The 24849-nt window shown below is 70.1% G+C and carries 37 protein-coding genes, 1 tRNA gene and 1 pseudogene; 7 read left to right on the forward strand and 32 right to left on the reverse strand.

Going from position 1 to position 24849, the window contains the following annotated elements:
- Window positions 1-12: 12 nt before the first annotated feature.
- Both KUG38_RS08885 and KUG38_RS08890 read left to right on the forward strand, forming a co-directional pair.
- Window positions 13-933 (forward strand): serine hydrolase, encoded by a 921-nt coding sequence (locus KUG38_RS08885; protein WP_216920740.1) that lies wholly within the window; start codon window positions 13-15, stop codon window positions 931-933.
- A gap of 27 nt (window positions 934-960) precedes the next feature.
- Complete coding sequence (locus tag KUG38_RS08890; protein ID WP_216920742.1) at window positions 961-1611, forward strand: GAP family protein; 651 nt, start codon at window positions 961-963, stop codon at window positions 1609-1611.
- Between the two features lie 86 nt (window positions 1612-1697).
- Here the strand turns inward: KUG38_RS08890 and KUG38_RS08895 are convergent.
- Together KUG38_RS08895 and alr are read right to left on the reverse strand one after the other, a co-directional pair.
- Window positions 1698-1786 (reverse strand) — tRNA-Ser (locus tag KUG38_RS08895).
- A gap of 18 nt (window positions 1787-1804) precedes the next feature.
- On the reverse strand, window positions 1805-3028 hold the full coding sequence (gene alr / locus KUG38_RS08900; RefSeq protein WP_216920744.1) for an alanine racemase: 1224 nt from the start codon (window positions 3026-3028) through the stop codon (window positions 1805-1807).
- 74 nt (window positions 3029-3102) lie between these two features.
- Here alr and KUG38_RS08905 point away from each other — a divergent pair, with 74 nt between their 5' ends.
- Window positions 3103-3603 (forward strand): HNH endonuclease, encoded by a 501-nt coding sequence (locus KUG38_RS08905; RefSeq protein WP_015109429.1) that lies wholly within the window; start codon window positions 3103-3105, stop codon window positions 3601-3603.
- A 35-nt stretch (window positions 3604-3638) separates the two neighbouring features.
- Here the strand turns inward: KUG38_RS08905 and prfA are convergent, their stop codons facing one another.
- From prfA to rplC, 30 genes are all read right to left on the reverse strand, one after another.
- On the reverse strand, window positions 3639-4754 hold the full coding sequence (gene prfA / locus KUG38_RS08910) for a peptide chain release factor 1 (RefSeq protein ID WP_094586005.1): 1116 nt from the start codon (window positions 4752-4754) through the stop codon (window positions 3639-3641).
- A 111-nt stretch (window positions 4755-4865) separates the two neighbouring features.
- Entirely contained in the window at window positions 4866-5162 is a 297-nt protein-coding gene (rpmE, locus tag KUG38_RS08915) for a 50S ribosomal protein L31 (RefSeq protein WP_216920746.1), read from the reverse strand.
- Between the two features lie 8 nt (window positions 5163-5170).
- Window positions 5171-5578 (reverse strand): 30S ribosomal protein S9, encoded by a 408-nt coding sequence (rpsI, locus tag KUG38_RS08920; protein ID WP_015109426.1) that lies wholly within the window; start codon window positions 5576-5578, stop codon window positions 5171-5173.
- Window positions 5575-6027: a 50S ribosomal protein L13 gene (gene rplM / locus KUG38_RS08925; RefSeq protein WP_015109425.1), complete on the reverse strand. Its 453-nt coding sequence runs from the start codon at window positions 6025-6027 to the stop codon at window positions 5575-5577. The genes rpsI and rplM overlap by 4 nt, the downstream gene beginning before the upstream one ends.
- A gap of 146 nt (window positions 6028-6173) precedes the next feature.
- Window positions 6174-7019 carry a tRNA pseudouridine(38-40) synthase TruA gene (gene truA / locus KUG38_RS08930; RefSeq protein WP_216920764.1) on the reverse strand — a complete coding sequence of 282 codons (846 nt, stop codon included), beginning with the start codon at window positions 7017-7019 and terminating at the stop codon, window positions 6174-6176.
- Entirely contained in the window at window positions 7016-7366 is a 351-nt protein-coding gene (rplQ, locus tag KUG38_RS08935; protein ID WP_015109423.1) for a 50S ribosomal protein L17, read from the reverse strand. The genes truA and rplQ overlap by 4 nt, the downstream gene beginning before the upstream one ends.
- A gap of 46 nt (window positions 7367-7412) precedes the next feature.
- A complete protein-coding gene (locus tag KUG38_RS08940; RefSeq protein ID WP_094586008.1) occupies window positions 7413-8351 on the reverse strand; it encodes a DNA-directed RNA polymerase subunit alpha in 939 nt (312 codons plus the stop codon).
- Window positions 8352-8433: 82 nt separating this feature from the next.
- A complete protein-coding gene (gene rpsK / locus KUG38_RS08945) occupies window positions 8434-8826 on the reverse strand; it encodes a 30S ribosomal protein S11 (RefSeq protein WP_094586009.1) in 393 nt (130 codons plus the stop codon).
- A gap of 171 nt (window positions 8827-8997) precedes the next feature.
- Window positions 8998-9363 carry a 30S ribosomal protein S13 gene (gene rpsM / locus KUG38_RS08950; RefSeq protein ID WP_094586010.1) on the reverse strand — a complete coding sequence of 122 codons (366 nt, stop codon included), beginning with the start codon at window positions 9361-9363 and terminating at the stop codon, window positions 8998-9000.
- A gap of 66 nt (window positions 9364-9429) precedes the next feature.
- On the reverse strand, window positions 9430-9543 hold the full coding sequence (gene rpmJ / locus KUG38_RS08955) for a 50S ribosomal protein L36 (protein ID WP_006173336.1): 114 nt from the start codon (window positions 9541-9543) through the stop codon (window positions 9430-9432).
- Window positions 9544-9586: 43 nt separating this feature from the next.
- The gene (locus KUG38_RS08960; RefSeq protein WP_216920748.1) at window positions 9587-10138 is read right to left on the reverse strand and encodes an adenylate kinase; all 552 of its coding nucleotides are present in this window, start codon (window positions 10136-10138) and stop codon (window positions 9587-9589) included.
- A 24-nt stretch (window positions 10139-10162) separates the two neighbouring features.
- Window positions 10163-11482: a preprotein translocase subunit SecY gene (gene secY / locus KUG38_RS08965; RefSeq protein ID WP_094586012.1), complete on the reverse strand. Its 1320-nt coding sequence runs from the start codon at window positions 11480-11482 to the stop codon at window positions 10163-10165.
- Between the two features lie 102 nt (window positions 11483-11584).
- Window positions 11585-12040 (reverse strand): 50S ribosomal protein L15, encoded by a 456-nt coding sequence (gene rplO / locus KUG38_RS08970; protein WP_216920750.1) that lies wholly within the window; start codon window positions 12038-12040, stop codon window positions 11585-11587.
- A gap of 8 nt (window positions 12041-12048) precedes the next feature.
- Window positions 12049-12714: a 30S ribosomal protein S5 gene (gene rpsE, locus KUG38_RS08975; protein ID WP_015109416.1), complete on the reverse strand. Its 666-nt coding sequence runs from the start codon at window positions 12712-12714 to the stop codon at window positions 12049-12051.
- A 14-nt stretch (window positions 12715-12728) separates the two neighbouring features.
- Window positions 12729-13094, reverse strand: a complete 366-nt coding sequence (gene rplR, locus KUG38_RS08980; RefSeq protein WP_094586014.1) for a 50S ribosomal protein L18 — start codon at window positions 13092-13094, stop codon at window positions 12729-12731.
- A gap of 32 nt (window positions 13095-13126) precedes the next feature.
- Entirely contained in the window at window positions 13127-13666 is a 540-nt protein-coding gene (gene rplF / locus KUG38_RS08985; RefSeq protein ID WP_094586015.1) for a 50S ribosomal protein L6, read from the reverse strand.
- Between the two features lie 16 nt (window positions 13667-13682).
- A complete protein-coding gene (rpsH, locus tag KUG38_RS08990) occupies window positions 13683-14084 on the reverse strand; it encodes a 30S ribosomal protein S8 (RefSeq protein WP_015109413.1) in 402 nt (133 codons plus the stop codon).
- A gap of 20 nt (window positions 14085-14104) precedes the next feature.
- Window positions 14105-14644 (reverse strand): 50S ribosomal protein L5, encoded by a 540-nt coding sequence (gene rplE / locus KUG38_RS08995; protein ID WP_094586016.1) that lies wholly within the window; start codon window positions 14642-14644, stop codon window positions 14105-14107.
- Window positions 14645-14766: 122 nt separating this feature from the next.
- Window positions 14767-15123, reverse strand: coding sequence for a 50S ribosomal protein L24 (gene rplX / locus KUG38_RS09000; protein WP_190611508.1), 357 nt, complete (start codon window positions 15121-15123; stop codon window positions 14767-14769).
- Between the two features lies 1 nt (window position 15124).
- On the reverse strand, window positions 15125-15490 hold the full coding sequence (gene rplN / locus KUG38_RS09005) for a 50S ribosomal protein L14 (protein ID WP_015109410.1): 366 nt from the start codon (window positions 15488-15490) through the stop codon (window positions 15125-15127).
- Between the two features lie 10 nt (window positions 15491-15500).
- Window positions 15501-15752 (reverse strand): 30S ribosomal protein S17, encoded by a 252-nt coding sequence (rpsQ, locus tag KUG38_RS09010; RefSeq protein ID WP_094586018.1) that lies wholly within the window; start codon window positions 15750-15752, stop codon window positions 15501-15503.
- Between the two features lie 17 nt (window positions 15753-15769).
- Window positions 15770-15982: a 50S ribosomal protein L29 gene (rpmC, locus tag KUG38_RS09015; protein WP_094586019.1), complete on the reverse strand. Its 213-nt coding sequence runs from the start codon at window positions 15980-15982 to the stop codon at window positions 15770-15772.
- Between the two features lie 2 nt (window positions 15983-15984).
- On the reverse strand, window positions 15985-16443 hold the full coding sequence (gene rplP / locus KUG38_RS09020; protein WP_094586020.1) for a 50S ribosomal protein L16: 459 nt from the start codon (window positions 16441-16443) through the stop codon (window positions 15985-15987).
- A 16-nt stretch (window positions 16444-16459) separates the two neighbouring features.
- Window positions 16460-17188 (reverse strand): 30S ribosomal protein S3, encoded by a 729-nt coding sequence (rpsC, locus tag KUG38_RS09025; protein ID WP_094586021.1) that lies wholly within the window; start codon window positions 17186-17188, stop codon window positions 16460-16462.
- A 19-nt stretch (window positions 17189-17207) separates the two neighbouring features.
- Window positions 17208-17567 carry a 50S ribosomal protein L22 gene (gene rplV / locus KUG38_RS09030; protein WP_015109405.1) on the reverse strand — a complete coding sequence of 120 codons (360 nt, stop codon included), beginning with the start codon at window positions 17565-17567 and terminating at the stop codon, window positions 17208-17210.
- A gap of 4 nt (window positions 17568-17571) precedes the next feature.
- The gene (gene rpsS, locus KUG38_RS09035; RefSeq protein ID WP_015109404.1) at window positions 17572-17847 is read right to left on the reverse strand and encodes a 30S ribosomal protein S19; all 276 of its coding nucleotides are present in this window, start codon (window positions 17845-17847) and stop codon (window positions 17572-17574) included.
- A gap of 35 nt (window positions 17848-17882) precedes the next feature.
- Window positions 17883-18746 (reverse strand): 50S ribosomal protein L2, encoded by an 864-nt coding sequence (rplB, locus tag KUG38_RS09040; RefSeq protein WP_094586022.1) that lies wholly within the window; start codon window positions 18744-18746, stop codon window positions 17883-17885.
- A 15-nt stretch (window positions 18747-18761) separates the two neighbouring features.
- The gene (locus KUG38_RS09045) at window positions 18762-19064 is read right to left on the reverse strand and encodes a 50S ribosomal protein L23 (protein WP_094586023.1); all 303 of its coding nucleotides are present in this window, start codon (window positions 19062-19064) and stop codon (window positions 18762-18764) included.
- Window positions 19057-19692, reverse strand: a complete 636-nt coding sequence (rplD, locus tag KUG38_RS09050) for a 50S ribosomal protein L4 (RefSeq protein ID WP_216920752.1) — start codon at window positions 19690-19692, stop codon at window positions 19057-19059. The genes KUG38_RS09045 and rplD overlap by 8 nt, the downstream gene beginning before the upstream one ends.
- An 11-nt stretch (window positions 19693-19703) precedes the next feature.
- A complete protein-coding gene (rplC, locus tag KUG38_RS09055) occupies window positions 19704-20351 on the reverse strand; it encodes a 50S ribosomal protein L3 (protein WP_216920754.1) in 648 nt (215 codons plus the stop codon).
- 412 nt (window positions 20352-20763) lie between these two features.
- Between rplC and KUG38_RS09060 the strand changes: the two genes are divergently transcribed.
- The 4 genes and pseudogenes from KUG38_RS09060 to KUG38_RS09075 form a co-directional block, all read left to right on the forward strand.
- On the forward strand, window positions 20764-21225 hold the full coding sequence (locus KUG38_RS09060) for an NAD(P)H-quinone oxidoreductase subunit N (protein ID WP_190611509.1): 462 nt from the start codon (window positions 20764-20766) through the stop codon (window positions 21223-21225).
- A 47-nt stretch (window positions 21226-21272) separates the two neighbouring features.
- A complete protein-coding gene (locus KUG38_RS09065) occupies window positions 21273-22523 on the forward strand; it encodes a cation:proton antiporter (protein WP_216920756.1) in 1251 nt (416 codons plus the stop codon).
- A gap of 45 nt (window positions 22524-22568) precedes the next feature.
- On the forward strand, window positions 22569-23651 hold the full coding sequence (locus KUG38_RS09070; RefSeq protein WP_216920758.1) for a Light dependent period protein LdpA domain-containing protein: 1083 nt from the start codon (window positions 22569-22571) through the stop codon (window positions 23649-23651).
- Window positions 23652-23680: 29 nt separating this feature from the next.
- A pseudogene (locus tag KUG38_RS09075) lies at window positions 23681-24814 on the forward strand (AAA ATPase domain-containing protein); the annotation flags it as partial.
- Between the last annotated feature and the right edge of the window lie 35 nt (window positions 24815-24849).

Here is a 24849-nt window from a genome sequence, read left to right on the forward strand (position 1 = left end):
GTGCCGCCGCTGATGGCGTTCTACAGCCCGGATCCGGCCATGGGCGAGGCCCTCCGCCAGCTGATCGGCCGACTGGAGGAGGAGGGGCGTCCGGGGCTGGGGGAGCAGATCTCCGTCACCTGGCTCCGCTACGGCGATTCCCTGGTGGGCGCGGCCGAGGGCCTGGGCCAGGAGGAGTTCTGGGGCCGGCCGGTGGCCGGCGCCTCCTGGGCGGGTCCGACGCCCCGCTATCCCGCCAGCGTCGTGAAGCTGGTCTATCTGGTGGCGGCCGAAGCCTGGCTGCAGCGCCAGCTGATCGAGGACGGACCGGAGCTGCGCCGGGCCCTCGCCGACATGGTGCGCGATTCGGGCAACGATGCCACCAGCCTGGTGGTGGATCTGCTCAGCGGCACCACCAGTGGTCCGTCCCTGCCGCCGGAGCGCCATGCCGCCTGGTGCCGCCAGCGCCAGGTGGTCAACGACTGGCTGGGCCGCCTCGGCTGGAGCGAGGTGGCGGGGGTGAACGCCTGCCAGAAGACCTGGGCGGAGGGCCCCTACGGCCGCGAACGGGACTTCTACGGCGCCGAGCTGGAGAACCGCAACCGCCTCAGCACCGATGTCACGGCCCGCCTGCTGCACGCCGTGATGGCCGGCGCGGCGGTCTCGCCCCCGGCCTGTCGCCGCATGGCGGCGCTGCTGCACCGCTCCCTCGACCCCCAGGCCAGGGCCGCCGACCCCGAGAACCAGGTGGATGGCTTCCTCGGGGCGGGCCTGCCCGAGGGGTCCCGGCTGTGGAGCAAGGCCGGCTGGATGAGCCAGGCGCGCCATGACGCCGCCTATGTGGAGGTGGACGGGAGGGCGCCGATGCTGCTGGTGGTCTTCAGTGAGGGACGGGTGCGGGCCGCCGACGAGACCCTGCTGCCGGCCATCGCCGCCGCCCTGCTGGACGCCTGACCCTGCCCCGCTGACTGCCCCGCCCCAGTGACGTCCCCGCCCCTCGATGTGGTTCCCCTCGCCCTCGGGGCGGCGGTGAGCCCGATGCTGCTGGTGGGACAGATGCGCATCCTCACCGCTCCGGGGTCCGGCGTGCGCCAGAGCTGGGCCTACGTCGCCGGCAACGCCGTTGTGGTGGTGGGCTGGGCGCTGGTGGGGCTGGGCTCGGGGGGCTCCCTGCCCTCGCGCGCCGCCGCCGGCGCCGATCCGGTGTCCGCCGGCGTCCGGCTGGTCCTGGCCGCCGTGCTGCTCGCCATCGGCGCCCGGGCCCTGCATCGTGAGGGCCCAACGGCCTCCACCGCCCCGGGGGGCCAGTCGCTGGGTCGATCCTTCGGGCTGGGGATCGCCCTGATGGCCGGCAACCTCACCTCCCTGGTGCTCTACCTGCCGGCGCTGCAGGACCTGGCCCGTTCCGGCCTGGCGGCGGGCCCCCTGGCCGCCCTGGTGCTGCTGGTGAGCCTGGTCACCCTGGCGCCTTCGCTGCTGCCGCCGGTGGTCCTGGTGCTCACCGGGGCCTGGGGTCGGGCCCGGCTCGAGCAGCTCTGCCACTGGACCCTGGCCCACCAGGGCGGGATCAATGGCGGTCTGTGCTTTCTGTTCGCCGCCTATCTGGGCTGGAGCGGTGTTGCCAGGCTCTGAGCGGACCTGGCGACGGGGGCCCGGGAAGGGCCTGGGGGTCGGGCCCATGGAAGGGCCCTGGGGTCGGCCCATGGAAGGGCCTGGAACGGAGAGGGAGGGATTCGAACCCTCGACAGAAGTTGCCTCCTGTAACTCCTTAGCAGGGAGCCGCTTTCAACCACTCAGCCACCTCTCCAGTGGCCCAGCGAGCTTATCAGGGCTCGGACTCGGGCCCCGGCGGCAGGGGCGCCCCCGGGTCCGGGGGCACGGCCAGACGCGGCAGGCGGTGCTTGAAGCCGCAGAGGATCTCCCAGGGGATGGTGCCGCAGCGCTCGCTCCAGTCGAGGGGGCTGATCGTCTCCCCCTCCTGCTCGCCCAGCAGGGTGACCATGCTGCCCACCTCGATGCCGGGGGCGTCGGTGGCGTCGATCACCAGCTGGTCCATGGTGATGGCGCCCACCTGGGGCAGGCGCCGGCCCTCGAAGAGGACGTCCATGCGGTTGGAGAGCTGGCGGGGCACGCCGTCGGCGTAGCCGATCGACACCACCGCCAGCCGGCTGGGCCGGCTGGTGCGGTAGCGGTGGCCGTAGCTGACGCCGACCCCCGCCCCCACCTGGCGCAGCAGGGTGACGCGGGCGTGAATCTGCAGGGCTGGCCGCAGGGGCACCACGCCGGCCAGGTGGGCCGCCGGAGGCTGGCCGTAGAGGGCCAGCCCCACCCGGACCAGGTCGAAATGCTGCCCGTGCCCCCGCAGGGTGGCCGCCGAATTGGCGAGGTGACGGCAACCGGCCGCCAGGCCCTGTTCGGCCAGGCTGGTGAGGACGGTCTCGAAGCGTTGCTGCTGCAGCGCGTTGAGGCCGTCGTCCTCCCCGGGAGCGGCATCGGCGCAGGCCAGATGGGAGTAGAGGCCCGCCAGCTCGAGGGCCTCCATGCCCTGCAGGGCCGCCACCAGCCTGGGGCCCTCCTGCCAGTCGGCGCCGAGGCGGGCCATGCCGGTGTCCAGCTTCAGCTGCACGGTCATCGGGCGGCCGCTGCCGCTGGCCAGGTTCTGGCAGAGCAGGGCTTCCCGCATGCTGCTGAGGGTGGGCATCAGCTGCCAGCGCAGGCAGCTGCGCAGCTCCTCGGGCTGGGTGAGGTTGCCGAGCACCAGCACCGGAGCGGAGATGCCGGCGCGGCGCAGCTGCAGCCCTTCGGCCAGGGTGGCGACCCCGAAACAGGCCGCCCCCGCCTCCAGGGAGGCCCGGGCCACCGCCAGGGCTCCGTGGCCGTAGGCGTCGGCCTTGACCACCGCCATCAGCTGGGTGGCCGGGCCGATGTGGCGCCGCAGGGCCCGCACGTTGGCCTGGATGGCCGCGGTGTTCACCTCCACCCAGGCCCGCTGCCGCGACGGCTGGGTCTCCTCCGTCGCACTGGCGTTGGCGAGCGAAGAGCTGGTCATGGGCGCCGCCGCAGGGGGTGAACCATGGAAATCATGGGAATCCCGTTAGCATGCCGCGTAACCAGCGGACGGGAATGGGCCACGTACTCGTTCTGAATGCGTCCTACGAACCGCTGAACATCACCACCTGGCGGCGCGCCATGGTGATGCTGCTCAAGGGGAAGGCCGAGGGTCTCGAGCACGACCCCGAGCGGACGATCCGTCCGGACCATTTCCTGCCCACGGTGATCCGGCTGCGCCAGTTCGTGCGGGTGCCCTACAAGCCCCTCCCCCTCACCCGCCGCAATGTCTTCCATCGCGACGGCCACGCCTGCCAGTACTGCGGCTACAGCGGTGAGCAGCTCTCCATCGACCATGTGGTGCCCCGCAGCAGGGGCGGCACCGATGTCTGGGAGAACGTCACCACCGCCTGCCTGCCCTGCAACGTGCGCAAGGGCAACCGCACCCCGCGGGAGGCGGGGATGCCCCTGGCCCGGGAGCCCCGCCGGCCCCTCGGCAGCCTGAGCTTCGAGGCCAACCGCCGCATCCGCTCCGGCCAGCACCAGGAGTGGGCCAAGTACGTCATCGGCGCCTGACCCGACTCCCGTCGTCACCGGCCCCATCCGCCCCCTCAGCCGCCGGTCCCGGTGGCTTCGAGGGCGAGGGCCTCCAGACCCTGGCGCTGCTCCTCGGCGATGCAGGCGCCGATCAGGTCCTCGATCTGGCCGGCCAGCACGGGCTCAAGGGAGAAGTTCCGCCCCAGGCGGTGATCGGTCACCCGGTTGTCCTTGGCGTTGTAGGTGCGGATCTTCTCGCTGCGGTCGCCGCTGCCCACCTGGGCGCGGCGCACGGAACGCTCAGCGGCGTTGGCTTCCGCCAGCTGGCGCTCGTAGAGCTTGGCCCGCAGGATCTCCATGGCCCGCTCCCGGTTCTGCAGCTGGGAGCGCTCCTGGGTACAGAACACCCGGATGCCGGTGGGCTTGTGCAGCAGGTCGACCGCCGTCTCCACCTTGTTGACGTTCTGGCCCCCGGCGCCGCCGGAGCGGGCCGTGCTGATCTCCAGATCCCCTGGATCGATCTGCACCTCCACCGGGTCGGCTTCGGGCATCACCGCCACGGTGGCGGTGGAGGTGTGCACCCGCCCCTGGGATTCGGTGGCCGGGACCCGCTGGACACGATGCACGCCCGCCTCGAACTTGAGCCGGCTGTAGACCGCTTCACCGCGGATGGCGAGGATCAGCTCCTTGTAGCCCCCCAGATCGGCCTCCGAGGCGCTCACCGGCTGCACCTGCCAGCCCTGGCCCTGGGCGTAGCGCTCGTACATGCGGGCCAGGTCCCCCGCCCAGAGGCTGGCCTCATCACCGCCGGCACCGGCGCGGATCTCCAGCATCACGCTGCGCTCGTCACGGGGATCCGAGGGCAGCAGGCTCAGGGTGAGGCGGTCGTTGAGGGCGTTGATCAGGCCCTCGAGGCTGACCAGCTCCTCCGTGGCCAGGGCCGCCAGTTCCTCGCCGGCGGGGTCGTCGCGGTGGGCCCGCAGCAGGGCGCGGGCCTCCTCCCGTTCCTGCTCCAGCTTGCGCAGCCGCTGGTAGTCGTTGACCAGGGGCTCCAGCCGCGCCCGTTCCCGGGCGATCGCCTGCAGCCGGGCCGGATCGGAGGCCACCGCCGGATCCGCCAGCTGGCGCTCCAGTGTCTGGAAGGTGCGGCAGGCGGTGTCCAGCCGGGATTGCAGCAGCTCGGAATCCATGGGGCGGCACCGGCAATAAAAAGGGCCGGGTGCGTCAGGCACCCGGCCAAGGCAGAACCGGACCGTTGCGCGATCCGGGGGTCCGAGGGACGCGTCAGGCCGAGAGACGCGTCAGGCTTCGGAGGCGGCCGGCTCTTCGGCCGGGGTGGGGGCGGCTTCGGTGGCCTTGGCGGCCTTCTTGGCACCCGAGGCGGAATCGGTGCTGCCCATGCCGTACTTGCGCATGAAGCGGTCGACCCGGCCCTCGGTGTCGAGGATCTTCTGGGTGCCCGTGTAGAAGGGGTGGTTGCCGCTCCACACGTCGACCGTGAGCTCGGGCTGGGTGGAGCCGGTGGTCATCACCACCTCTCCGTTGCAGATCACCTTGGCGTCCGGATACCAGGTGGGATGGATGTCGGCTTTCGGCATGACAGGAATCAGCGCTTGGAGAACTGGGGAGCCTTGCGGGCTTTCTTGAGGCCGTACTTGCGACGCTCCTTGGCCCGGGGATCGCGGCTCAGGTGGCCTTCGATCTTGAGGGGTTTGCGGTTGTCAGGGGAGAGATCGCAGAGGGCACGGGCCGCACCCTGCTTGATGGCATCGGCCTGGCCGGTGAGGCCGCCACCGCGCACGTTGACCAGGAGGTCGTACTGGGCTTCCAGACCCAGGGTCTGCAGGGGAGCCTTCACCGCCGCCAGATAGACGGGGTTGTAGTTGAGGTAGTTGTCGCCGGGGCGGCCATTGATGGTGACGCTGCCGCTGCCGGGGACGACCCGCACACGGGCGACGGCGGTCTTGCGACGGCCCGTGCCCCAGTAGACGACGCGGTTGGAGGTGCTGGTCATTGGGCGGCGGCGGCGGGATCGAGGGCGAGGGGCTGGGGCTGCTGGGCGGCGTGGGGATGCTCGGCACCCTTGTAGACCTTCAGCTTGCGGAACAGCTGGCGGCCCAGGGCGTTGTGGGGAAGCATGCCCTTGATCGCCTTCTCGATGATCCGCTCCGGCAGGCGGGCCTGCAGGTGCTCGAAGGTTTCGGTCTTCATGCCGCCGGGACGACCGGAGTGGCGCCGGTAGATCTTCTGGGTGGCCTTGTTGCCGCTGACGCGCACCTTGTCGGCGTTGATCACCACCACGAAGTCACCCGTGTCGAGGTGGGGCGTGAAGGTGGGCTTGTTCTTGCCGCGCAGCACCTGCGCCACTTCACTGGCGAGACGGCCGAGGGTCTGGTCCGCTGCGTCGACCAGATACCACTGGCGCTCGAGCGAATCGATGGAGGGTGGGGTTGTCTTGTTCATCGCGCCGGCGGGCCGGTTTGGGGTGAGCCCATCGCAGCCGGATGGGTCGGGACAGGAAGATTCGACCCTACCGTGTCGCCGGATCCGGCGAATTCGGAGAGGCACCAGCTGCCTGGGGCCACCGGACGGGGCTCCCTGCAGGGCACTCAACCGATCGGATCGTCGCCGAAGGGATCGGCGGGAGGATCGCGCGATTCCAACAGAAATCGCGGTTGACAATCATACCAGGCAGCCTCAGGGAACACCGGCTCCGGGTAGCCCACCCGCAGCAGGCAGAGCCCCTGGGGCGGTGCGGCCTCCTTCACGGCGTGGCGGGCGCCGCTGCGCCAGCGATGCAGAAACTCCGAAGCCGCCAGGCGGCCCTCCCCCACCGCCACCAGCTGGCCCATCAGCAGGCGCACCATGCCGTAGAGGAAGCCGCTGGCCTGCACCTCGGTGACCAGCAGATCGCCGTGGCGTTCCACGCGCACCTCCTGGAGGGTGGTGCGGGCATGGGCGCGGCGGCTGCCGGCCCGCTGGAAGGCGGAGAAATCGTGCTCGCCCAGGAGGGCCTCGAGGCACCGGGCCATCAGGGCCTCATCCAGACGCCACTGGTAGCGGTGCCAGGTCCAGGGGGCCAGGAAGAGGTTGGGGGTGCGGCCGTTGTGGATCGTGTAGCGGTAGCGCCGGTAGGTGGCGCTGAAGCAGGCGTGCCAGTCGCCAGGCACCTCGGCGGCGGCCCGCACCCGGACCGTGGGCGGCAGGCGGCCGTTGAGGGCCTTGGCCCAGCGGGTCACGGGGATGGGGCCAACAGCATCGAAGTGCACCACCTGGGCGGCGGCATGGACGCCGGTGTCGGTGCGGCCCGCCGCCACCGCCCGGACGGGCCGGTGCGGGTCGAGGACCTCGATGGCGGCCTCCAGGGTTTCCTGGACGCTGAGGTGATGGGCCTGCCGCTGCCAGCCGTGGAAGGCGGCTCCGTCGTACTGCAGCGAGAGGGCGATCCTTTTCAGACCAGCTCGATGATGGCCATCTCGGCGTTGTCGCCACGGCGGCGCACCGTGCGGATGATGCGGGTGTAGCCACCCTGGCGATCGCCGTAGCGGTCCTGGGCCTTGTCGAACAGGGCGTGCACCAGCTGCTTGTCGTAGATGTAGCCGATGGCGCGGCGGCGGGCGGCGAGGGTGCCGTCCTTGGCCAGGGTGATCATGCGCTCGGCTTCGTCACGCAGCGCCTTGGCACGGGCCTTGGTGGTGGTGACGCGGCCTTCACGGATGAGCTGGGTGGTGAGACCACGCAGCATGGCCTTGCGTTGGTCGGCGGGGCGTCCCAGCAGGGGGACTCGGCACTGGTGTCGCATGGTGGGGACGGGGCGGGTGGCGAAACGGGGAAGGGGAAACCGCCTTTCAGCCGCTGGTGCGGCTCTGGGGCAGGGAGATGCCGATCCTCTCGAGAGCCTCGATCACCTCGTCGGCAGACTTGGAACCGAAGTTCTTGATCTCCAGCAGGTCTTCGTAGCTGAAGCCCATGAGGTCGGAGACGGAGTTGACCTGGGCGCGCTTGAGGCAGTTGTAGGCGCGGACGGAGAGGTTGAGCTCCTCCAGGGGAATCTGGGCCTCGGCCGAAGGCTCGGGTTCCAGGCCGGGCTCCTCGGTCATGGTGAGGGTGGCCAGGGGCTGGAACAGGCTGATCAGCTGGTTGGCGGCCTGGGCCATGGCGTCGTCGGGGGTGACGCTGCCGTTGGTCTCGATCTCGATGCGCAGGCGCTCGTGGGCCGAACCGCCCTCGCCGACCGCCGTCTCATCGACGGTGTAGTTGACACGGCGGACGGGCATGAACACCGCATCGATCTGCAGAAGATCGATGGCGGAGGTGTCCTCGTTGTGGCGATCCACCGGCCGGTAGCCCACGCCGCGCTCGACGTGAACCTCCATCTCCAGGCTGTGGCCCTCGGCCACGGTGGCGATCTCCCGGTCGCCGTCGATCACCTGCACCTGGGGAGAGAACTGCAGATCCGAGGCGGTGACCCTGGCCGGGCCGTTCACCATCAGGCGGCCGATCTCCAGGTCGCGGCTGCGGCTGTTGACCGGCACCGACTTGCAGTTCAGCAGGATGTCGAGCACGTCCTCGCGCACACCAGGAACAGTGGCGTACTCGTGGTTGACCCCGGAGAGACGCACCGCCGTGATGGCGCTTCCCTCGAGCCCACCGATCAGCACGCGCCGCAGGGCGTTGCCGAGGGTGGTCGCCTGACCCCGGTCCAGGGGGCCGATCAGGAAGACGCCCGTCTGGGAACGGTCGTCGGCGACCTGGTGCTCGACCCGATCGATCTGGTAGTGCAACACGGTCTGAGGAGGTGAAAAGGGAACGGTGGCCGCGACGGCGGCCCGGGGAAGGCGGGAAGGAGGCCGGAGGAACTCCGGGGGCTCAGACCCGGCGGCGCTTGGCCCGGCGGCAGCCGTTGTGGGGCAGGGGGGTGACGTCGCGGATCAGGGTGATCTCGAGACCGGCCACCTGCAGGGCTCGGATGGCGGTTTCACGGCCGGAGCCGGGGCCGCGCACCAGCACTTCGATCTGACGCATGCCCTGCTCGAGGGCACGGCGGGCGGCGGCTTCGGCGGCGGTCTGGGCGGCGAAGGGGGTGCCCTTGCGGGCTCCCTTGAAGCCGCTGGCGCCGGCCGACGACCAGCTCACCACCTCACCGGCGGTGTCGGTGATGGAGACGATCGTGTTGTTGAAGGTGCTCTGGATGTGCGCGACGCCGTTGGGCACGTTGCGCTTGGCCTTCTTGGGGCCGGTCTTCTTGGCTGGTTTGGCCATGGCGGTGACCCCGCGGCTGCGGGGAGGTGATCGGAGGACTGGGGGGGAGCCCCGGTGACGACCTCCGCAAAGGGAGGGCGGCGGGACTGGGGCCCGGTGGCTGCCGCGAGGGGCCACGGGCCGGGAAATGGTGCAGGCAGGGAAGGGAGGGCGGGCACGGAGGCCCGGACCTCACTTCTTCTTGCCGGCGACGGTCTTGCGGGCGCCGCGACGGGTGCGGGCGTTGGTGCGGGTGCGCTGGCCGCGCACGGGCAGGCCCATGCGGTGGCGGCGACCCCGCAGGCAGCCGATGTCCTGCAGGCGCTTGAGGGCCATGCCCTCTTCGCGGCGCAGGTCGCCCTCGAGGACGAAGGAGTCGGCGGCGCCGCGCAGCTTCTGCACGTCGCCGTCGCTGAGGTCCTTCACCCGGATGTCGGGGCTGACCCCCGACTTGGCGAGAATCTTGCGGGCCCTGGTGAGCCCGATCCCGTACACGTAAGTGAGTGAGATCTCAACCCTCTTGTCACGAGGGATATCGACACCGGCGATCCGAGCCACGTCAGGAAACGATCAGAGGGCAAAGGGGGTGGCGGCCGAAGGCGGCCGCCGTGGAAGCGTGGGGGGTCAACCCTGACGCTGCTTGTGCTTCGGGTTGGTGCAGATCACCATGACCCGGCCGTGGCGACGGATCACCCGGCATTTGTCGCACATCTTCTTGACTGAGGCACGCACCTTCATGGGCGTTGTGCTCTCCGAATTTGCAAACAGCTACCTTATCACATCAGTCCGTCAAGCTGGCTACGATCCGCTCTGCGATCACCTCCACGGTGCCGGAGGCCTCCACGCTGCAGAGCAGGCCCAGCTGGCGGTAGTGGTCGATCAGGGGGGCGGTCTGCTCCTGGTACACCACCAGGCGGTTGCGGATCACCGCTTCGTTGTCGTCGGCCCGGCCGCGGGAGAGCAGGCGCTGGATCAGCACGCCGTCCTCCAGCTCCAGCAGCAGCACCCGTTCGATGCTCTGGTCGAGCTCCGCCAGCAGGTCGTCGAGGGCCTCGGCCTGGGCGAGGTTGCGGGGGAAGCCGTCGAGGAGCCAGCCGCCCGTGTGGCCCTCGAGGCGGCTGCGCACGATCGCCAGCACCAGGGCGTCGCTGACCAGCTCGCCCCGGGCCATCACCGCCTCCGCCTCCTGGCCCAGGGCGGTGCCGGCCTTGACCTCCGCCCGCAGCAGATCGCCGGTGGAGAGGTGCAGCAGCTGGTGACGTTCAGCCAGGAGCTCGGCCTGGGTGCCCTTGCCGGCGCCGGGGGGACCGAGGAAGAGGAGTCGCTGTTTCATGGGAAAGGAAACGGGAGAAGGGGCCTACTGGCGGACCAGTCCTTCGTAGCGCTGGGAGATCACGTAGGTCTGGACCTGCTTGGCGGTGTCGATGGCCACGCCCACCAGGATCAGCAGGGAAGTGGCCCCGAGCCCCTGGAAGGTGCGCACCTGGGTCGCGCCTTCCACGGCTGAGGGGATGATCGCGATGGCGCCCAGGAACAGGCCCCCCAGCAGGGTCAGGCGGTTGGACACACCCGAGAGGTAGTCGGCCGTGGCCGAGCCCGGCCGCACCCCGGGGATGGCCACGCCGGAGCGCTTGAGGTTGGTGGCGATGTCCACCGGGTTGACGGTGAGGGACGCGTAGAAGAAGGCGAAGCCGCAGATCAGGGCGAAGTACACCACCGCATAGACCCAGGGGGTGCTGCTCGTGGGGTTGAGGTAGCCCGCCACCCGGATCAGCCAGGGGCTCTTGGTGAGGTTGGCGATGGTGAGGGGCAGGAAGACCACCGCCGAGGCGAAGATGATCGGCATCACGCCGCCGGCATTGAGCTTCAGGGGCAGGTAGCTCTGGCGGGAGGCCAGGGTGCTGGCCCCGCCCACCTGACGCTTGGCGCTGACGATCGGGATACGGCGGCTGCCCTCCTGAAGGAAGATGATCCCCACGATCGTCACCAGGAAGACGAGCACCAGCACGACGATGCCGCCCACCGTGGCCCGGTCGCCGCTCTGGGCCAGCTGGATGGTGGAGCCGAGGGCCTTGGGCAGGGTGGCGACGATGTTGATGAAGATCACCAGGGAGGCCCCCTGGCCGATGCCCCGCTCGGTGATCACCTCGCTGACCCACATCACCACCATCGATCCGGTCACCAGGGCCAGGCTCGTCTGGACGACGAACAGCCATTCCGGCAGGCCCGGCAGGGCGTACTGCCGCAGGATCAGGGCGAAGACGATGCTCTGGAGGATGCCCCAGCCCAGGGCCACGTAGCGGGTGATCTGGGCCAGCTTGCGGCGCCCGGCTTCCCCCTCGTTCTTCTGCAGCTCCTCGAGCTGGGGCAGGGCCGCCGTCATCAGCTGGATGATGATCGAGGCGTTGATGAAGGGCAGGATGCCGAGGGCGAACACGCCCAGGGTCGACAGGCCGCCGCCGGTGAAGATGTCGAGGAAGCCGATCAGCTGGCCCCCCTGGCGGATGAAGTCCTGGAAGGCGACCCGGTCGATGCCGGGCACCGGGATGTAGATGCCGAGTCGCACCAGCAGCAGCAGGCCCAGGGTGGTGAGCACCCGATCCCGCAGGCCCTTCGACTGGACCAGCTGGACGAGGATTTCAGCGGCGCTCGGATTGCGCCCCCGGCTGAGGAGCATGGTGATGTCGGGAGTGGAGGGAACGGGGCGCTACGACCGGAGCCGCCTGCCGCAGCACAAGGCTACGGGCAGGCGGCTCGCGGCTGGGGGCAGGGCCCGGCGTCAGTCGATGATCTCGCAGGTGCCGCCGGCGGCTTCGATCTTGGCGCGGGCCGAGGCTGTGAAGGCGGCGGCGTGGACGGTGAGTTTCACCTTCAGTTCGCCGTTGCCGAGCACCTTCAGCGGATAGCGGGGGCTGGTGACCAGACCCGCCTGCTCGAGGGACTCGAGGCTGACCGTGCTGCCGGCCTTCAGTTCACCCAGCCGCGACACGTTGATCACGGTGTAGTGGGTGGGGTTGATGACCGGGAAGTGCTTGAGCTTCGGGATCCGGCGGTAGAGGGGCATCTGGCCACCCTCGAAGCCGGGGCGGGTGGGCCGGCCGGAGCGGGACTTCTGGCCGCGCATGCCGAAGCCGCAGCTGGCGCCCTGGCCGGCGGCGATGCCGCGACCCTTGCGCAGCTTGCGCCGGCGCGAGCCCGTCTGGGGATGGAGACTGTTGAGAGAGAAGGACGTCATGGCGGGCCTCAGGAGTAGATCTGCTCGAGGGAGATGCCCCGCTCCTTGGCGGTCTCCTTGTGGGTGCGCAGGCCTTCAAGGGCCTGCATGGCGGCGCGGGCGTTGTTGAGCGGGGTCTTGGAGCCCAGCCGCTTCGCCAGCACGTTCTTGATGCCGGCCAGTTCGAGCACGGTGCGGATCGAACCGCCCGCGATCACCCCGGTACCGGGGGCGGCCGGCCGGATCAGCACGCTGGCGGCGCCGTCGCGGCCGTTGCTGAGGGTGGGGATCGAGCTGGTGCGGGTGAGGGGCACCTTGACCAGATGCTTCTTGCCGTCGGCCACGCCCTTGCGGACGGCACCGATGACATCGCCGGCCTTGCCGACGCCCACGCCCACCTGGCCGCGTTCGTTGCCGACAACGACGATGGCCCGGAAGCTCATCTTCTTGCCGCCCTTGACGGTCTTGGAGACGCGGCGGATCTGCACCACCCGCTCCTGCCATTCGGAGTCGCGTTCCTGGCCGCGGCGGTTGTCGCGGCCACGGCCGCCGCCACCGCGGCGGTCACCCTTGGCATCGCCCCGGCCACCGCCGCCGCCGCCCCGGCGCTGCTCCTGCTGGCCTTCGGCAGCGGCGGGGACGTCGGAGGCCGCAGGCACGGCGCCGGTCTGGATCTGGTCGTTGGTTTCGGTCATGGTGAGAGCAGGGATCAGAACTGAAGGCCCGCTTCCCGGGCGGCGTCAGCAAGGGCCTTGACCCTGCCGTGGTACAGGTTGCCGCCGCGATCGAAGACCACCTGCTGGATGCCCTTGGCGAGGGCGCGCTGGGCGACGAGCTGGCCCACCGCGATGGAGGCATCGCAGTTGGCTCCCACCGTGACGCTGGTGCGCAGGTCCTTGTCGAGGGTGGACGCGGCACAGAGGGTGCTCTGGGCGTCGTCGTCGATGACCTGGGCGTAGATGTGGTTGTTGGAGCGGAACACGGCCAACCTGGGACGGTCGGCGGTGCCGGAGAGCAGACGACGCAGGCGGCGGTGACGCTTCTGGGTCTGCTGTTTGCGGGAGAGGGTAGACATGGGGGATCAGACGGATGACGCTCGAGCAGACCTCATTTCTTGCCGGTCTTGCCGGCCTTGCGCAGAATCCGCTCACCTTCGTACTTGATGCCCTTGCCCTTGTAGGGCTCGGGCGGACGGATGCCGCGGATCTTGGCCGCCTCGTTGCCCACCAGCTCCTTGTCGGGGCCGGAGACGAAGACCGAGGTGTTGTTCTCGACCGAGAAGGTGACCCCTTCGGGGGGAACCATCTCCACCGGGTGGCTGTAGCCGGCGCTGACCACGAGCTTGCGCCCCTGGACCTGGGCGCGGTAGCCCACGCCGACGATCTCGAGTTTGCGGGTGAACCCCTGGCTGACCCCTTCCACCATGTTGGCGACGAGGGTGCGGCTGAGGCCGTGACGCTCCCGGGAGCGGCGGTGGCTGCTGGTGGGACTGACCACCACCGTGCCGCCTTCCTGGCTGACGCTGACGCCCTCCGGGAGAACGCGGCTGAGTTCCCCCTTGGGGCCCTTCACGGTGACCGCCAGGCCATCGAGGCTGACGGTGACCTTGTCGGGGATGGGGATCGGGGCTTTACCGATACGAGACATGGAACAACTCCTGGGATCAGTAGACGTAGCAGAGCACTTCGCCGCCGACGCCCTGCTTGCGGGCATCACGGTCGCTCATCACACCCCGGGAGGTGGAGATGATCGCCACGCCGAGGCCGCCCAGCACCTTGGGCAGCTGGCGGGTGTTCTTGTAGATGCGCAGGCCGGGCTTGCTCACCCGCTGCACGGAGCGGATGGTGGGCTGACGGTGCTTGCCGCTGTACTTCAGCTCGAGCACCAGCTGGCGCTGCACACCTTCGCCTTCCTCGGCGATGGCGCCGATGAAGCCTTCCTGGTGCAGCACGTTGGCGATGCTGCGGGAGAGCCGGGAGGCGGGAATCCTGGTGCGCTCGTGGCGCTTCTCACTCGCGTTGCGAAGGCGAGTGAGCATGTCTGAGATCGGGTCGTGGTTGGCCATGGTCGTGTCCGGGAGGGGGCTCAGGTATTGCGGAACGGCATTCCCATTTCGCGGAGGAGGGCCCGGCCCTCTTCGTCGTTACGGGCGTTGGTCACGATCGTGACGTCCATCCCCCGGATGGCATCGATCTTGTCGAAGGAGATCTCGGGGAAGATGATCTGCTCCCGGATCCCCAGGGTGTAGTTGCCCCGGCCGTCGAAGCTCTTCGGGCTCACACCGCGGAAGTCGCGGATGCGCGGCAGCGCCAGGTGGATGAGACGCTCGAGGAAGGCATACATCCGCTCGCCCCGCAGGGTGACGGCCACGCCGATCGGCATGCCCTGGCGGATCTTGAAGGCGGCGATGGCCTTCTTGGCGCGGGTCACCACCACCTTCTGACCGGTGATGGTCGCCAGTTCGGTGATCGAGGCCTCAAGGGCCTTGGCGTTCTGGGCGGCTTCACCGAGGCCCCGGTTGACGGTGACCTTGACCACCTTGGGAACCTCGTGGACGTTGGAGAGGTTGAGATCCTTCAGCAGCTTGGGCTGGATCGTCTCCCGGTAGCGCTGTTTGAGTGACATGACGGGGGGATGGGGGGGCGCTTCTGGACGTGGTCAGAAGGCGGACGGGGGAGGGAGGCAGGGACGCGGAGCGTGGGGGGCGTCGCGGAAGGGGGTGTGGGCAGCGACGCGGTGGGGGGCGGTCAGTCGAGCACCTCCCCGGTCTTCTTGAGGCGGCGCTTCTTGCTGCCGTCCTCCTGGACGACGATCTCCACCCGGCTGGCCACCTTGTTGGCGGTGGAGTACAGCATCACGTTGGAGGCATGCAGGGACGCCTCCTCGGTGACGATGCGGCCGGTCTCGCCCTCCTGGGTGGGCTTGACGTGGCGGGTGCGCAGGTTGATGCCCTGCACCACCACACGGTTCTCGTTCGGCAGGGTGCGCAGCACCTCGCCGGTCTTGCCCCGGTCCTTGCCGGCGATCACCTGGACGGTGTCGCCCTTGCGGATGCGCATCTTGACGCGCTGGACGGGCCGGGCCTTGGGGGTTGCGGTGGCCATCTCAGATCACCTCCGGGGCGAGGGACACGATCTTGGTGAAGTTGCGCTCGCGCAGCTCACGGGCGACCGGGCCGAAGACGCGGGTGCCCTTGGGGTTGTTGTCGTTGCCGAGGATCACCGCGGCGTTGTCGTCGAAGCGGATCGCGTTGCCGGTGTCCCGGCGCAGCGTGGCCCGGGTGCGCACCACCACGGCCTTGACCACATCCGACTTCTTGACGCCCATGTTGGGCATGGCGTCCTTGACGGCGGCCACGATCACATCGCCCACGTGGGCGTAGCGACGGTTGGTGCCGAGCACCCGGATGCACTGGATGCGCTTGGCGCCGCTGTTGTCAGCGACGTTGAGGAAGGTTTCCTGCTGAATCATGGGGAGTTCCTCAGCCGGCGCTGGTGGGGGAGAGAACCTCAGCGACGGCCCAACGTTTGGTGCGGCTGAGGGGGCGGGTCTCGGTGATCCGGACCCGGTCACCCACGCGGCAGCTGTTGGCTTCGTCGTGGGCTTTGTAGCGGGTGGTGCGGCGGACGGTCTTCTGATAGATGGGATGGGGGAAGCGGTTTTCCACCGCCACCACCACCGTTTTGTCCATCTTGTCGCTGACGACGGTGCCGACCCTTTCCTTGAGTGCCATGGGGATCGAGGGGGGAATCAGGAGGCGACGGTGGAGCGTTGACGCTCCTCCTGCACCGTCAGCAGGTGGGCCAGCTTGATGCGGGACTCCTTGAAGCGGTGCGGGTGCTCCAGACGGCGGGTGGCCTGCTGGAAGCGGAGGTCGAACAGTTCGCGACGGACGCCATCGATCTGTTCGGCGATCTGGGCGTCGCTGAGCGAACGCACATCGGTGATGGTGGGACGGGCCATGGTCAGGACTCCACTGCGAGGGCGGGTTCGGGGGCGGCTGCCACCTGATCGGCCAGGGCGAGGAACTTGGTCTTGAGCGGCAGTTTGAACTGGGCCAGACGCATGGCTTCCTTGGCGATTTCGGGCGTGATCTCGGGGCCACCCATCTCGAAGAGAATGCGGCCCGGCTTGATCACGGCCACCCAGAATTCCGGGTTGCCCTTACCGGAACCCATGCGGGTTTCGGCAGGCCGCATGGTGACGGGTTTGTCGGGGAAGATCCGGATCCAGATCTTGCCCCCCCGCTTGACGTAGCGGGTCATGGCACGGCGGCTGGCCTCAATCTGACGGGAGGTGATCCACCCGCACTCCTGGGCCTGCAGGGCGAAATCGCCGAAGGCGATGGTGTTGCCGCGCGTGGCGATGCCGCGCATGCGGCCTCGCTGCTGTTTTCGGAACTTGACGCGTTTTGGACTCAGCATGGTTCAGGCCTCCTGATCACTCCTCGTTGGAGCGGTCTTCGAACTGTTGCGGCCGGCGGTTGGCGCGGCGTTTCGGTGCTCCACCCACGGGCAGCTGGTCTTGCTGACCGGGAAGCACCTCCCCTTTGAACACCCAGACCTTGATGCCCAGGACCCCATAGGTGGTGGTGGCCACCTTGGTGGCGTAGTCGATGTCGGCGCGGAGCGTGTGCAGGGGCACGCGACCCTCGCGGGTCCACTCCGTCCGGGCGATCTCGGCGCCGTTGAGGCGGCCACTCACCTGGAGCTTGAGACCCAGCACCCCGGCCCGCTGGGCGCGCTGCACCGCCATGCGCATGACGCGCCGGAAGGCCACCCGCTTCTCCAGCTGCTGGGCGATGTACTCGGCCAGCAGGAAGGCGTCGGCGTCGACCCGCTCCACCTCGACCACGTTGATGCGCACCTGACGGTGGGCGTCGCCGAGGGTCTTCTGGATGCCGGTGCGCAGCTCTTCGATGCCGCTGCCCTGGCGGCCCACGAGAACGCCCGGACGGGCGGTCTTGAGTTCCACTTCGAGCTGGTCGGCCTTACGGGCGATCAGCACGTCGCTGATGCCGGCGGCGGCGTACTTCTTGTTGATGAACGACCGGATCCGGTCGTCCTCCTGAAGGAGGACGGGGTAGGTCTTGCTTGGGGCGTACCAGCGGGAGCGGTGTTCCTGGGTGATCCCCAGGCGCAGGCCGGTTGGATGGATCTTGTGTCCCATCGGGCGGTGTCCTCGGGGGTCAGGCGGTGGGCGCTGCCACAGCAATGCTGATGTGGCAGGTTTGCTTTTTGATGGCGTAGGCGCGGCCCTGGGCCCGGGGCCGGAACCGCTTCAGGGAGGGTCCCATGTCGGCGCTGGCCTGGCTGATGACCAGGGTGGCCGGATCGAGGCCGAGGTTGTGCTCGGCATTGGCGACCGCGGAGCGGAGCACCTTGGTGATCGGGCCCGTGGAGCGGTAAGGCATGAACTCGAGCATGATCAGGGCGTCGCGGTAGGTGCGACCCCGGATCTGATCGAGAACCCGGCGCACCTTGGACACGGAACCGCGGATGAAGCGGCCGTGAGCCAGGGCCTGGGTGTCGGGTGTGGTGGTTGCCATCGGATCAGCGGCCTCCCTTCTTGTCTTTGATGTGACCGCGGAACGTGCGGGTGGGGGCGAATTCGCCCAGCTTGTGGCCCACCATCTGCTCCGTCACGTAGACGGGCACGTGGGCCTTGCCGTTGTGAACGGCAATGGTGTGGCCGATCATCATCGGCAGGATGGTGGAGGCCCGTGACCAGGTCTTGATCACGGTCTTGTCGTCGGCAGCGTTCTGCTTCTCCACCTTGCGAAGCAGGTGGTCGGCAACGAACGGGCCTTTCTTGAGTGAGCGTCCCATGGCGGATCAGGCGAACAGCAGAGCGGTGTGGGTCATCAGGAGTCGCGTCCGCCACGGCTCCGTTTGGAGGTGCGGCGTCGTTTCCGCAGCACGAACCGGTTGCTCGGCTTGTTGCGCTTGCGGGTCTTGAGGCCCAGGGCGGGTTTGCCCCAGGGCGTGACCGGACCGGAACGGCCGATCGGTGCCCGGCCCTCACCACCACCGTGGGGGTGGTCGCAGGGGTTCATCACGCTGCCGCGCACTTCCGGACGGCGGCCCAGCCAGCGCTTGCGGCCGGCCTTGCCGAGGCTGGTGTTGCGCTGCTCGGCGTTGCCCACCTCACCGAGGGTGGCGTAGCACTCGCGGCGCACCAGCCGCACCTCGGTGGAGGGCAGCTTGAGGGCGACGTAGTCCCCTTCCTTGGCCACCACCTGGGCGCTGGCCCCGGCGGTGCGGACCATCTGACCGCCGCGACCGGCGTAGAGCTCCACGTTGTGGACGCTTGAGCCCAGGGGGATGGCCGAGAGGGGCAGGGCGTTGCCGTTCTCGATCGGGGCGTCCGGGCCGGAGATGACGCTCTGGCCCACCGCCACGTTGGCGGGGGCAAGGATGTAGCGCTTCTCGCCGTCCGTGTAATAGAGCAGCGCCAGACGGGCGTTGCGGTGCGGGTCGTAGTGGATCGCGGCCACCTTGGCGCTCACCCCGTGCTTGTCGCGACGGAAGTCGACGATGCGGTAGAGGCGCTTGTGGCCACCGCCGCGGTGGCGGCAGGTGATCACGCCGCGGTTGTTGCGGCCCTTGTGGCGGTGCTTGGACACCACCAGGCCCCGTTCCCGGTTCTTGCCCGTGATGTCACTGAAATCAGTGACGACCAGCGTGCGGGTGCCGGGGGTGTTGGGCCTGTAGTTGCGGATTGCCATGACGTTTCAGACCCCTCAGGACTCAGGGAACAACTGGATGGCGTTGCCTTCGGCAAGGCGCACCACCGCTTTCTTCACCTGGGCGCGTTTGCCGGCGAAGCGCCCCACCCGACGGGAGCGGCGGGGGGGATTCATGGTGCTGACGCCGACGACCTTGACGTCGAACAGATGCTCGACGGCCGCCTTGATGTCGGGTTTGGCGGCCCGATGGTCCACCTCGAAGGTGTACTGGTTGATCTCGATGGCCCGGGTGGCCTTCTCGGTGATCAGCGGGCGACGGATCACGTCCGCCAACCGGCCTGCAAAACGCTCAGACATCGCCGTAGACCTCCTGAATCTTCGCCAGTGCCTCTTCGCTGAGCACCAGCTTGTTGGCATGGAGCAGATCGAACACGTTCAGCTGATCGGCACCGATCAGCTTCACCTTCTTGAGATTGCGCACCGAGCGGGTCACCGCCTCGGGAGCGCCATCGAGGATCAGCAGCACCTTGGCGCCGGCCTCGATGCCGAAGCGGGCCAGGGCGGCGGTGATCTCCTTGGTTTTGGGGGTGTCGAGCCCGGCGCCGAAGCCCTTCACCACGGTGATGTCCGCAACGCGGCTCATCAGGGCGGTGCGCAGGGCCAGGCGACGCTCCTTGCGGTTCATGGACACCGCATAGCTGCGGGGCTTGGGACCGAAGATCACGCCGCCACCGGGCCGCAGGGGGGTACGGATCGAGCCCTGGCGGGCCCGGCCGGTGCCTTTCTGCTTGTAGGGCTTGCGGCCGCCACCGGCCACTTCGGCCCGGGTGAGGGTGCTGGCGGTGCCCTGACGGGCATGGGCCAGCTGGCGGACCACGGCGCGGTGCAGCAGGCCGTTGGCGGATGTTTCCTTGGCGACCTTGAGGTCGAGGGGAGCCTTGCCGCTCTCCTTGCCTTGCCAGTCGCGGATCACACAGTCAGTCATGGGTGTTCTCCTCAGTTCGCTGCGGGGACGCCCACCCGCCGGGCCGGGCGGATGTCGAGCAGGGCGCCGGGCTTGCCGGGTACGGAGCCCTTGACGACGAGCAGATTGCGTTCCGCATCCACCTTGAGGATGGTGAGGCCGCGGGTGGTGATCTGCTTGCCGCCGTAGCGGCCGGCCATCCGTTTGCCGGGATAGACCCGGCCTGGGGTGGTGCCGGCGCCGATGGAACCCGGTTCGCGGTGGTTCTTGGAGCCGTGGCTCATGGGGCCGCGGCTGAAGCCGTGGCGCTTCTGGAGGCCCGAGAAACCACGACCGATCGTGTCGCCGCTGACGTCGACCTTCTGGCCGGGGGCGAAGTCACCGACGGTGACGGCGGCCCCGAGCTCGAGGCCGTCGAGGGCCTCCAGCCGGTACTCCTTGAGGTGCCGCAGGGGCGCCTCGCCGGATTTGGCCAGGTGGCCCTTGGCCGGCTTGTTGACGAGCTTGTCGCGCGTCTCGCCGAAGCCGAGCTGCACCGCGGTGTAGCCGTCGGTGGCTTCGCTCTTGAGTTGGGTGATGCGGCAGGGACCCGCTTCGATCAGGGTGACCGGAATGGATTTGCCTTCTTCGTCGAAGAACTGGGACATACCCAGCTTCTTCCCGAGAATGCCGATGGACATGGGAGGGAGAACAACACCAGCTGGACTGCCGAGGCGTGCCGCCATGGATCTGGGCCGAGGCCCGACATCCGTGGAGGACCCGCTGGACGGCGGGGGGGCTGAATTCGTGGAATCGCAGATTGACCCGAGGGTCAGGAGCTAGCGAGGCGAATCAGCGGGCTGGGACTTGCCGGAAGCGGTGAGGCCTCGGGCAGTATCCCGACGGTCCGGACAGCGACGAGCGCTGCAGGAGTCGTACGGGCCGGGAAGGGTTCGTCACCACTGACGGACCCCGTACCGTTCTCTGGAGGCCCGGCTAGCGGACGGGCACAGATCATCGGCACAAGAGACAACAGTACCCCATGGTGTGCACCACCACCCCTGGGACCCTCATCGGCTGCCAGACTCAGCCCCGATTCGCCTGCCGCTCCCGATGCCCCTGCTGATGACCGGCCGTGGTTTCCGCACCGAGCTGGAGCGCTGCGGTGCCCTCGCCCTGTTTGTTCCCCTGGAGGGCGGCGCCGAGACCCGGCTGCTGCGGCGGCTGCGGGCGGCCGGCTACCGGGCCCACCTCACCTCCGCCCGCGGGCTGGGCGACCCGGAGGCCTACCTGCTCCAGCTGCACGGCATCCGGCCGCCCCACCTGGGCCACCACAGCGTCGGCCAGGCGGCCGCCGTGGGCGAGGTGCAGCGGGTGATGCCCCAGCTCGGCCCCGCGCTGGCCGGCGAGGGTCCGGTGCTTCTCTGGCTGCTGGAGGGCCAGGTGCTGAGCAGCTCTGAACTGGCCGCCCTCTGTGAGCTCTGCCGCCGCGAACCGCGCCTGAAGCTGGTGGTGGAGATGGGCGGCGCCAGGGCCCTGCGCTGGCAGCCGCTCGAACAGCTCGTGCCGGCCTGAGCTGAATTCACCCCATAGCCTGGGTCCGTTCCGCGGACTCCCAGGCCTTGAGTGAGCGGCTCGGATTGATCTGGGGTTCGGCCTTCTTCGCCGGCTCCCTGGCCCAGGCCACGGCCTGGCTCACCGGCCAGCCGGCGGTGGTGCTGCTGCTGGCGATCGGCCTGATCACGGGCCACGCCGGGTTCGACCTGGTCCATCCCGAGAACCTGGGCGCCGGCCTGGAGCCCCTGGTCGGCCTGCTGGTGAGTCTGGTGCTCTTCGACGGGGGGCTCAACCTGCGCCTGGCCGGCCGCGATCTGCAGCGGTCGGTGCTGCAGCTGGTGCTGGTGCGCCTGGTGCTGGGGCTGCCCCTGGCGGCCCTGCTGGCCCATGTCCTGGCGGGGCTGCCCTGGCCCCTGGCGTTGGTCTACGGCGCGATCGCCCTGGCCACCGGTCCCACGGTGGTCACCCCGATGGTGCGCCAGCTGCGCCTGGCTCCGAAGCTGGGCCAGCTGCTGGAGGCGGAGGGCCTGATCCTCGAACCGGTCAGTGCGGTGCTGGGCCTGGTGCTGCTCCAGGTGATCCTGGGGGACCTGGGCAGCTGGCAGGAGGTGGCCTCCCGACTGCTGCTGCGCCTGGGGGGCGGGGTGGTGCTCGGCGGCCTGGCCGGGCTGCTGCTTTCGGAGGTGCTCCGGCGCCTGGCCGCCGTGGCGGCGTCGCGGGGCGGCCAGCCGCCGGCCGAGCCCGGTGGCCTGGAGCTGCAGCTCACCCTTGGGGTGCTGTTTCTGATGTTCAGCGGCTGCGAGGCGCTGCTGCCGGAGTCGGGCCTGCCGGCGGCGGTGAGCGCGGGGGTGGTGGTGGGGCTGCGCCTTGATGCGGCCGCCACCCAGCTCGACGCCCTGATCCGCCAGCTGGCCATGCTGGCGATCACGGTGCTGTTTCCCCTGCTGGCGGCCGATGTGTCCTGGGCCGAGCTGAGTCCCCTCGGCCTGGGCGGCCTGGCCTGCGTGCTGGGCCTGATGCTGATCCGCTGGCCCCTGATCCAACTGACGGGCCTCGGCCTGCCCAGCCTCGACTGGAAGGAGAAGGCTCTGCTCAGCTGGATCGCGCCGCGGGGCATCGTCACGGCGGCGGTGGTGAGCCTGTTCGCCCTCGAGCTCGACCGGGCCGAGGTCCCCGGCGGCGCCACCCTCAAGGGGCTGGTGTTCCTGACCATCCTGCTCACCGTGGGCCTGCAGGGGTTCTCCGCCCCCTGGCTGGTGCAGCGCCTCGGGCTGGCCCAGCCGGAGATCGCGCCGGAGCTGCCCGGCACCGGCTGAGGGCCCTGCCGGTGGCAGGATCGTTTCGCCCCACGCGCGCCATCCATGGGTGCCTTGCTCCGGGGCCCCGAGCCGCTGCTCCGGCAGGACCCCGAGCAGGCCCTGGCAACCGGCCGTTGGGTGAAGCTGATCGGCGGGGCCAGCAACCAGGATCTGGCCGCCATCGAGGACCTGGCCGGCATCCATGCCCTGGCCGGGGTGCACTGCATCGATGTGGCCGCCGATCCGGCGGTGGTGGCCGCGGCCCGGCGGGGCATGGCCTGGGCCGCGGCCCGCGGCGCAGCCCGTCCCTGGCTGATGGTCAGCCTCAGTGACGGCCTCGACCCCCACTTCCGCAAGGCCTGGTTCGATCCGGACCGCTGCCCCCCCGCCTGCCCCCGGCCCTGCGAGCGGGTCTGCCCCGCCCTGGCCATCGCCGGGACCGGGGTGGTGGAGGACCGCTGCTACGGCTGCGGCCGCTGCCTGCCGGCCTGCCCCCTGGGGCTGATCGAGGAGCGCAGCCAGGTGCTGGAGGCCGCCGGCGTGGGGGCCCTGCTGGCGCAGTTGGCCCCGGACGCGGTGGAGCTGCACACCCGGCCGGGGCGGCTGGAGGCCTTCGGTGATCGGGTGGCCCAGCTGGCCGCCAGCGGGGTGCCGCTGCGCCGGGTGGCGGTGAGCGCCGCCCTGGAGGGTGGGGCCACGGTGGAGGGGCTGGCAGCGGAGCTCTGGGCGCGGTTCCGCCTGCTGCGCGGGGCCGGCTACCGACCGCTCTGGCAGCTGGATGGCCGGCCGATGAGCGGTGATGTGGGGGCCGGCACGGCCCATGCGGCCGTGGCCCTGCTGGAGCGGCTGGGGCCGCTGGCGCCGCCGGGTCCGCTGCAGCTGGCCGGCGGCACCAATGCCCACACCCTGGCGGTGCTGGCCCGCTCCCCGGCGGCCGGGCCCCGGGCGGCCGGGGTCGCCTTTGGGGGGGTGGCCCGCCGCCAGCTCCAGCCCCTGCTGCAGGAGGCCCAGGCCGAGGGGCGACGGCTGCTGGACCTGCCCCTGCTCTGGCCCCGGGCCCTGGCCATCGCGGAAGCGCTGGTGAACCCCTGGCTGGTCCGTGGTGCCAGCGGCCCCCGGGGTCTGGCGGGCCCCGGGCCCGGCTAGAACGAACGGACAGCTCCCCCCGCCGCCCCCTGGAGCCTTCGCCCCCCCCGTCCCTCTCCCCCCAGCGGGTCACCGACGATCTGGATCGTCTGCTGGCCGTGCTGCCGCCTGTGGTGCAACGGGCCCTGGCGGGGCCGGAGCAGCGGGAGGGCCTGCTGGAGGTGGTGCTCGACCTGGGGCGGGTGCCGGAGGCCCGTTACCCCGGCAGGGTTCTTGCCCTGGGCAACGACGCGATCGCGCGTTCCGATCTGGCGGCGGTGCTGCAGCGCCTCGGCCCCTTCGGTGGCGACAACCGGGCCGGCATCGAGCGCACCCTGCACCGCATCAGCGCCATCCGCAACCGCACCGGCGACGTGGTGGGGCTCACCTGCCGGGTGGGCCGGGCCGTGTTCGGCACGGTGGCGATGGTGCGCGACCTGCTGGACACGGGCCAGTCGCTGCTGCTGATGGGCCGCCCCGGGGTGGGCAAGACCACGGCCCTGCGGGAGATTGCCCGGGTGCTCGCCGACGACCTGCAGCGCCGGGTGGTGGTGATCGACACCAGCAACGAGATCGCCGGCGACGGCGACATCCCCCACCCCGCCATCGGCCGGGCCCGGCGGATGCAGGTGGCGCGCCCGGAGCTGCAGCACCAGGTGATGATCGAGGCGGTGGAGAACCACATGCCCGAGGTCATCGTCATCGATGAGATCGGCACCGAACTGGAGGCCCAGGCGGCCCGCACCATCGCCGAGCGGGGCGTGATGCTCGTGGCCACCGCCCACGGCAACGAACTGGCCAACCTGATCCGCAACCCCACCCTCAGCGACCTGGTGGGGGGGATCCAGTCGGTGACCCTGGGGGACGAGGAGGCCCGCCGCCGGCGCACCCAGAAGACCGTGCTGGAACGGGCGGCCGAGCCCACGTTCCCCCTGGCGGTGGAAATGCACAGCCGCCACCGCTGGCTGGTGCACCGCGACGTGGCCGGCACGGTGGATCTGCTGCTCCGCGGCCAGCCCACCCACCCCCAGGTGCGGGAGCTGGGCGGCGACGGCCGCCTGGTGCTGCGGGACGACGGCCCCGTCCGCCCGGCCGCTCCGCCCGCCTGGGCCCCCGCCGCCGTGCCCCCCCGGCGCCCCGGCCCCGCCCCCCTGGCGGTGGTGCCCCTGCCCCAGCCGCCTGCCGCCTGACCATCCTTTCCCCTGTCGATCCGATGGCG

This window comes from Synechococcus sp. CCAP 1479/9, assembly GCF_019038535.1.
GTDB lineage: Bacteria > Cyanobacteriota > Cyanobacteriia > PCC-6307 > Cyanobiaceae > Cyanobium.

Bases quoted from the DNA above. Each gene is read 5' to 3' on its own strand.
- KUG38_RS08885 (WP_216920740.1), top strand. From the start codon at position 13: ATGGCGTTCTACAGCCCGGATCCGGCCATGGGCGAGGCCCTCCGCCAG.
- alr (WP_216920744.1), bottom strand. From the start codon at position 3,028: ATGACCAGCTCTTCGCTCGCCAACGCCAGTGCGACGGAGGAGACCCAG.
- KUG38_RS08905 (WP_015109429.1), top strand. From the start codon at position 3,103: ATGGGCCACGTACTCGTTCTGAATGCGTCCTACGAACCGCTGAACATC.
- prfA (WP_094586005.1), bottom strand. From the start codon at position 4,754: ATGGATTCCGAGCTGCTGCAATCCCGGCTGGACACCGCCTGCCGCACC.
- rpmE (WP_216920746.1), bottom strand. From the start codon at position 5,162: ATGCCGAAAGCCGACATCCATCCCACCTGGTATCCGGACGCCAAGGTG.
- rpsI (WP_015109426.1), bottom strand. From the start codon at position 5,578: ATGACCAGCACCTCCAACCGCGTCGTCTACTGGGGCACGGGCCGTCGC.
- rplM (WP_015109425.1), bottom strand. From the start codon at position 6,027: ATGAACAAGACAACCCCACCCTCCATCGATTCGCTCGAGCGCCAGTGG.
- rplQ (WP_015109423.1), bottom strand. From the start codon at position 7,366: ATGCGACACCAGTGCCGAGTCCCCCTGCTGGGACGCCCCGCCGACCAA.
- rpsK (WP_094586009.1), bottom strand. From the start codon at position 8,826: ATGGCCAAACCAGCCAAGAAGACCGGCCCCAAGAAGGCCAAGCGCAAC.
- rpmJ (WP_006173336.1), bottom strand. From the start codon at position 9,543: ATGAAGGTGCGTGCCTCAGTCAAGAAGATGTGCGACAAATGCCGGGTG.
- KUG38_RS08960 (WP_216920748.1), bottom strand. From the start codon at position 10,138: ATGAAACAGCGACTCCTCTTCCTCGGTCCCCCCGGCGCCGGCAAGGGC.
- secY (WP_094586012.1), bottom strand. From the start codon at position 11,482: ATGCTCCTCAGCCGGGGGCGCAATCCGAGCGCCGCTGAAATCCTCGTC.
- rplO (WP_216920750.1), bottom strand. From the start codon at position 12,040: ATGACGTCCTTCTCTCTCAACAGTCTCCATCCCCAGACGGGCTCGCGC.
- rpsE (WP_015109416.1), bottom strand. From the start codon at position 12,714: ATGACCGAAACCAACGACCAGATCCAGACCGGCGCCGTGCCTGCGGCC.
- rplR (WP_094586014.1), bottom strand. From the start codon at position 13,094: ATGTCTACCCTCTCCCGCAAACAGCAGACCCAGAAGCGTCACCGCCGC.
- rplF (WP_094586015.1), bottom strand. From the start codon at position 13,666: ATGTCTCGTATCGGTAAAGCCCCGATCCCCATCCCCGACAAGGTCACC.
- rpsH (WP_015109413.1), bottom strand. From the start codon at position 14,084: ATGGCCAACCACGACCCGATCTCAGACATGCTCACTCGCCTTCGCAAC.
- rplE (WP_094586016.1), bottom strand. From the start codon at position 14,644: ATGTCACTCAAACAGCGCTACCGGGAGACGATCCAGCCCAAGCTGCTG.
- rplX (WP_190611508.1), bottom strand. From the start codon at position 15,123: ATGGCCACCGCAACCCCCAAGGCCCGGCCCGTCCAGCGCGTCAAGATG.
- rplN (WP_015109410.1), bottom strand. From the start codon at position 15,490: ATGATTCAGCAGGAAACCTTCCTCAACGTCGCTGACAACAGCGGCGCC.
- rpsQ (WP_094586018.1), bottom strand. From the start codon at position 15,752: ATGGCACTCAAGGAAAGGGTCGGCACCGTCGTCAGCGACAAGATGGAC.
- rpmC (WP_094586019.1), bottom strand. From the start codon at position 15,982: ATGGCCCGTCCCACCATCACCGATGTGCGTTCGCTCAGCGACGCCCAG.
- rplP (WP_094586020.1), bottom strand. From the start codon at position 16,443: ATGCTGAGTCCAAAACGCGTCAAGTTCCGAAAACAGCAGCGAGGCCGC.
- rpsC (WP_094586021.1), bottom strand. From the start codon at position 17,188: ATGGGACACAAGATCCATCCAACCGGCCTGCGCCTGGGGATCACCCAG.
- rplV (WP_015109405.1), bottom strand. From the start codon at position 17,567: ATGGCAACCACCACACCCGACACCCAGGCCCTGGCTCACGGCCGCTTC.
- rpsS (WP_015109404.1), bottom strand. From the start codon at position 17,847: ATGGGACGCTCACTCAAGAAAGGCCCGTTCGTTGCCGACCACCTGCTT.
- rplB (WP_094586022.1), bottom strand. From the start codon at position 18,746: ATGGCAATCCGCAACTACAGGCCCAACACCCCCGGCACCCGCACGCTG.
- KUG38_RS09045 (WP_094586023.1), bottom strand. From the start codon at position 19,064: ATGTCTGAGCGTTTTGCAGGCCGGTTGGCGGACGTGATCCGTCGCCCG.
- rplD (WP_216920752.1), bottom strand. From the start codon at position 19,692: ATGACTGACTGTGTGATCCGCGACTGGCAAGGCAAGGAGAGCGGCAAG.
- rplC (WP_216920754.1), bottom strand. From the start codon at position 20,351: ATGTCCATCGGCATTCTCGGGAAGAAGCTGGGTATGTCCCAGTTCTTC.
- KUG38_RS09060 (WP_190611509.1), top strand. From the start codon at position 20,764: ATGCCCCTGCTGATGACCGGCCGTGGTTTCCGCACCGAGCTGGAGCGC.
- KUG38_RS09070 (WP_216920758.1), top strand. From the start codon at position 22,569: ATGGGTGCCTTGCTCCGGGGCCCCGAGCCGCTGCTCCGGCAGGACCCC.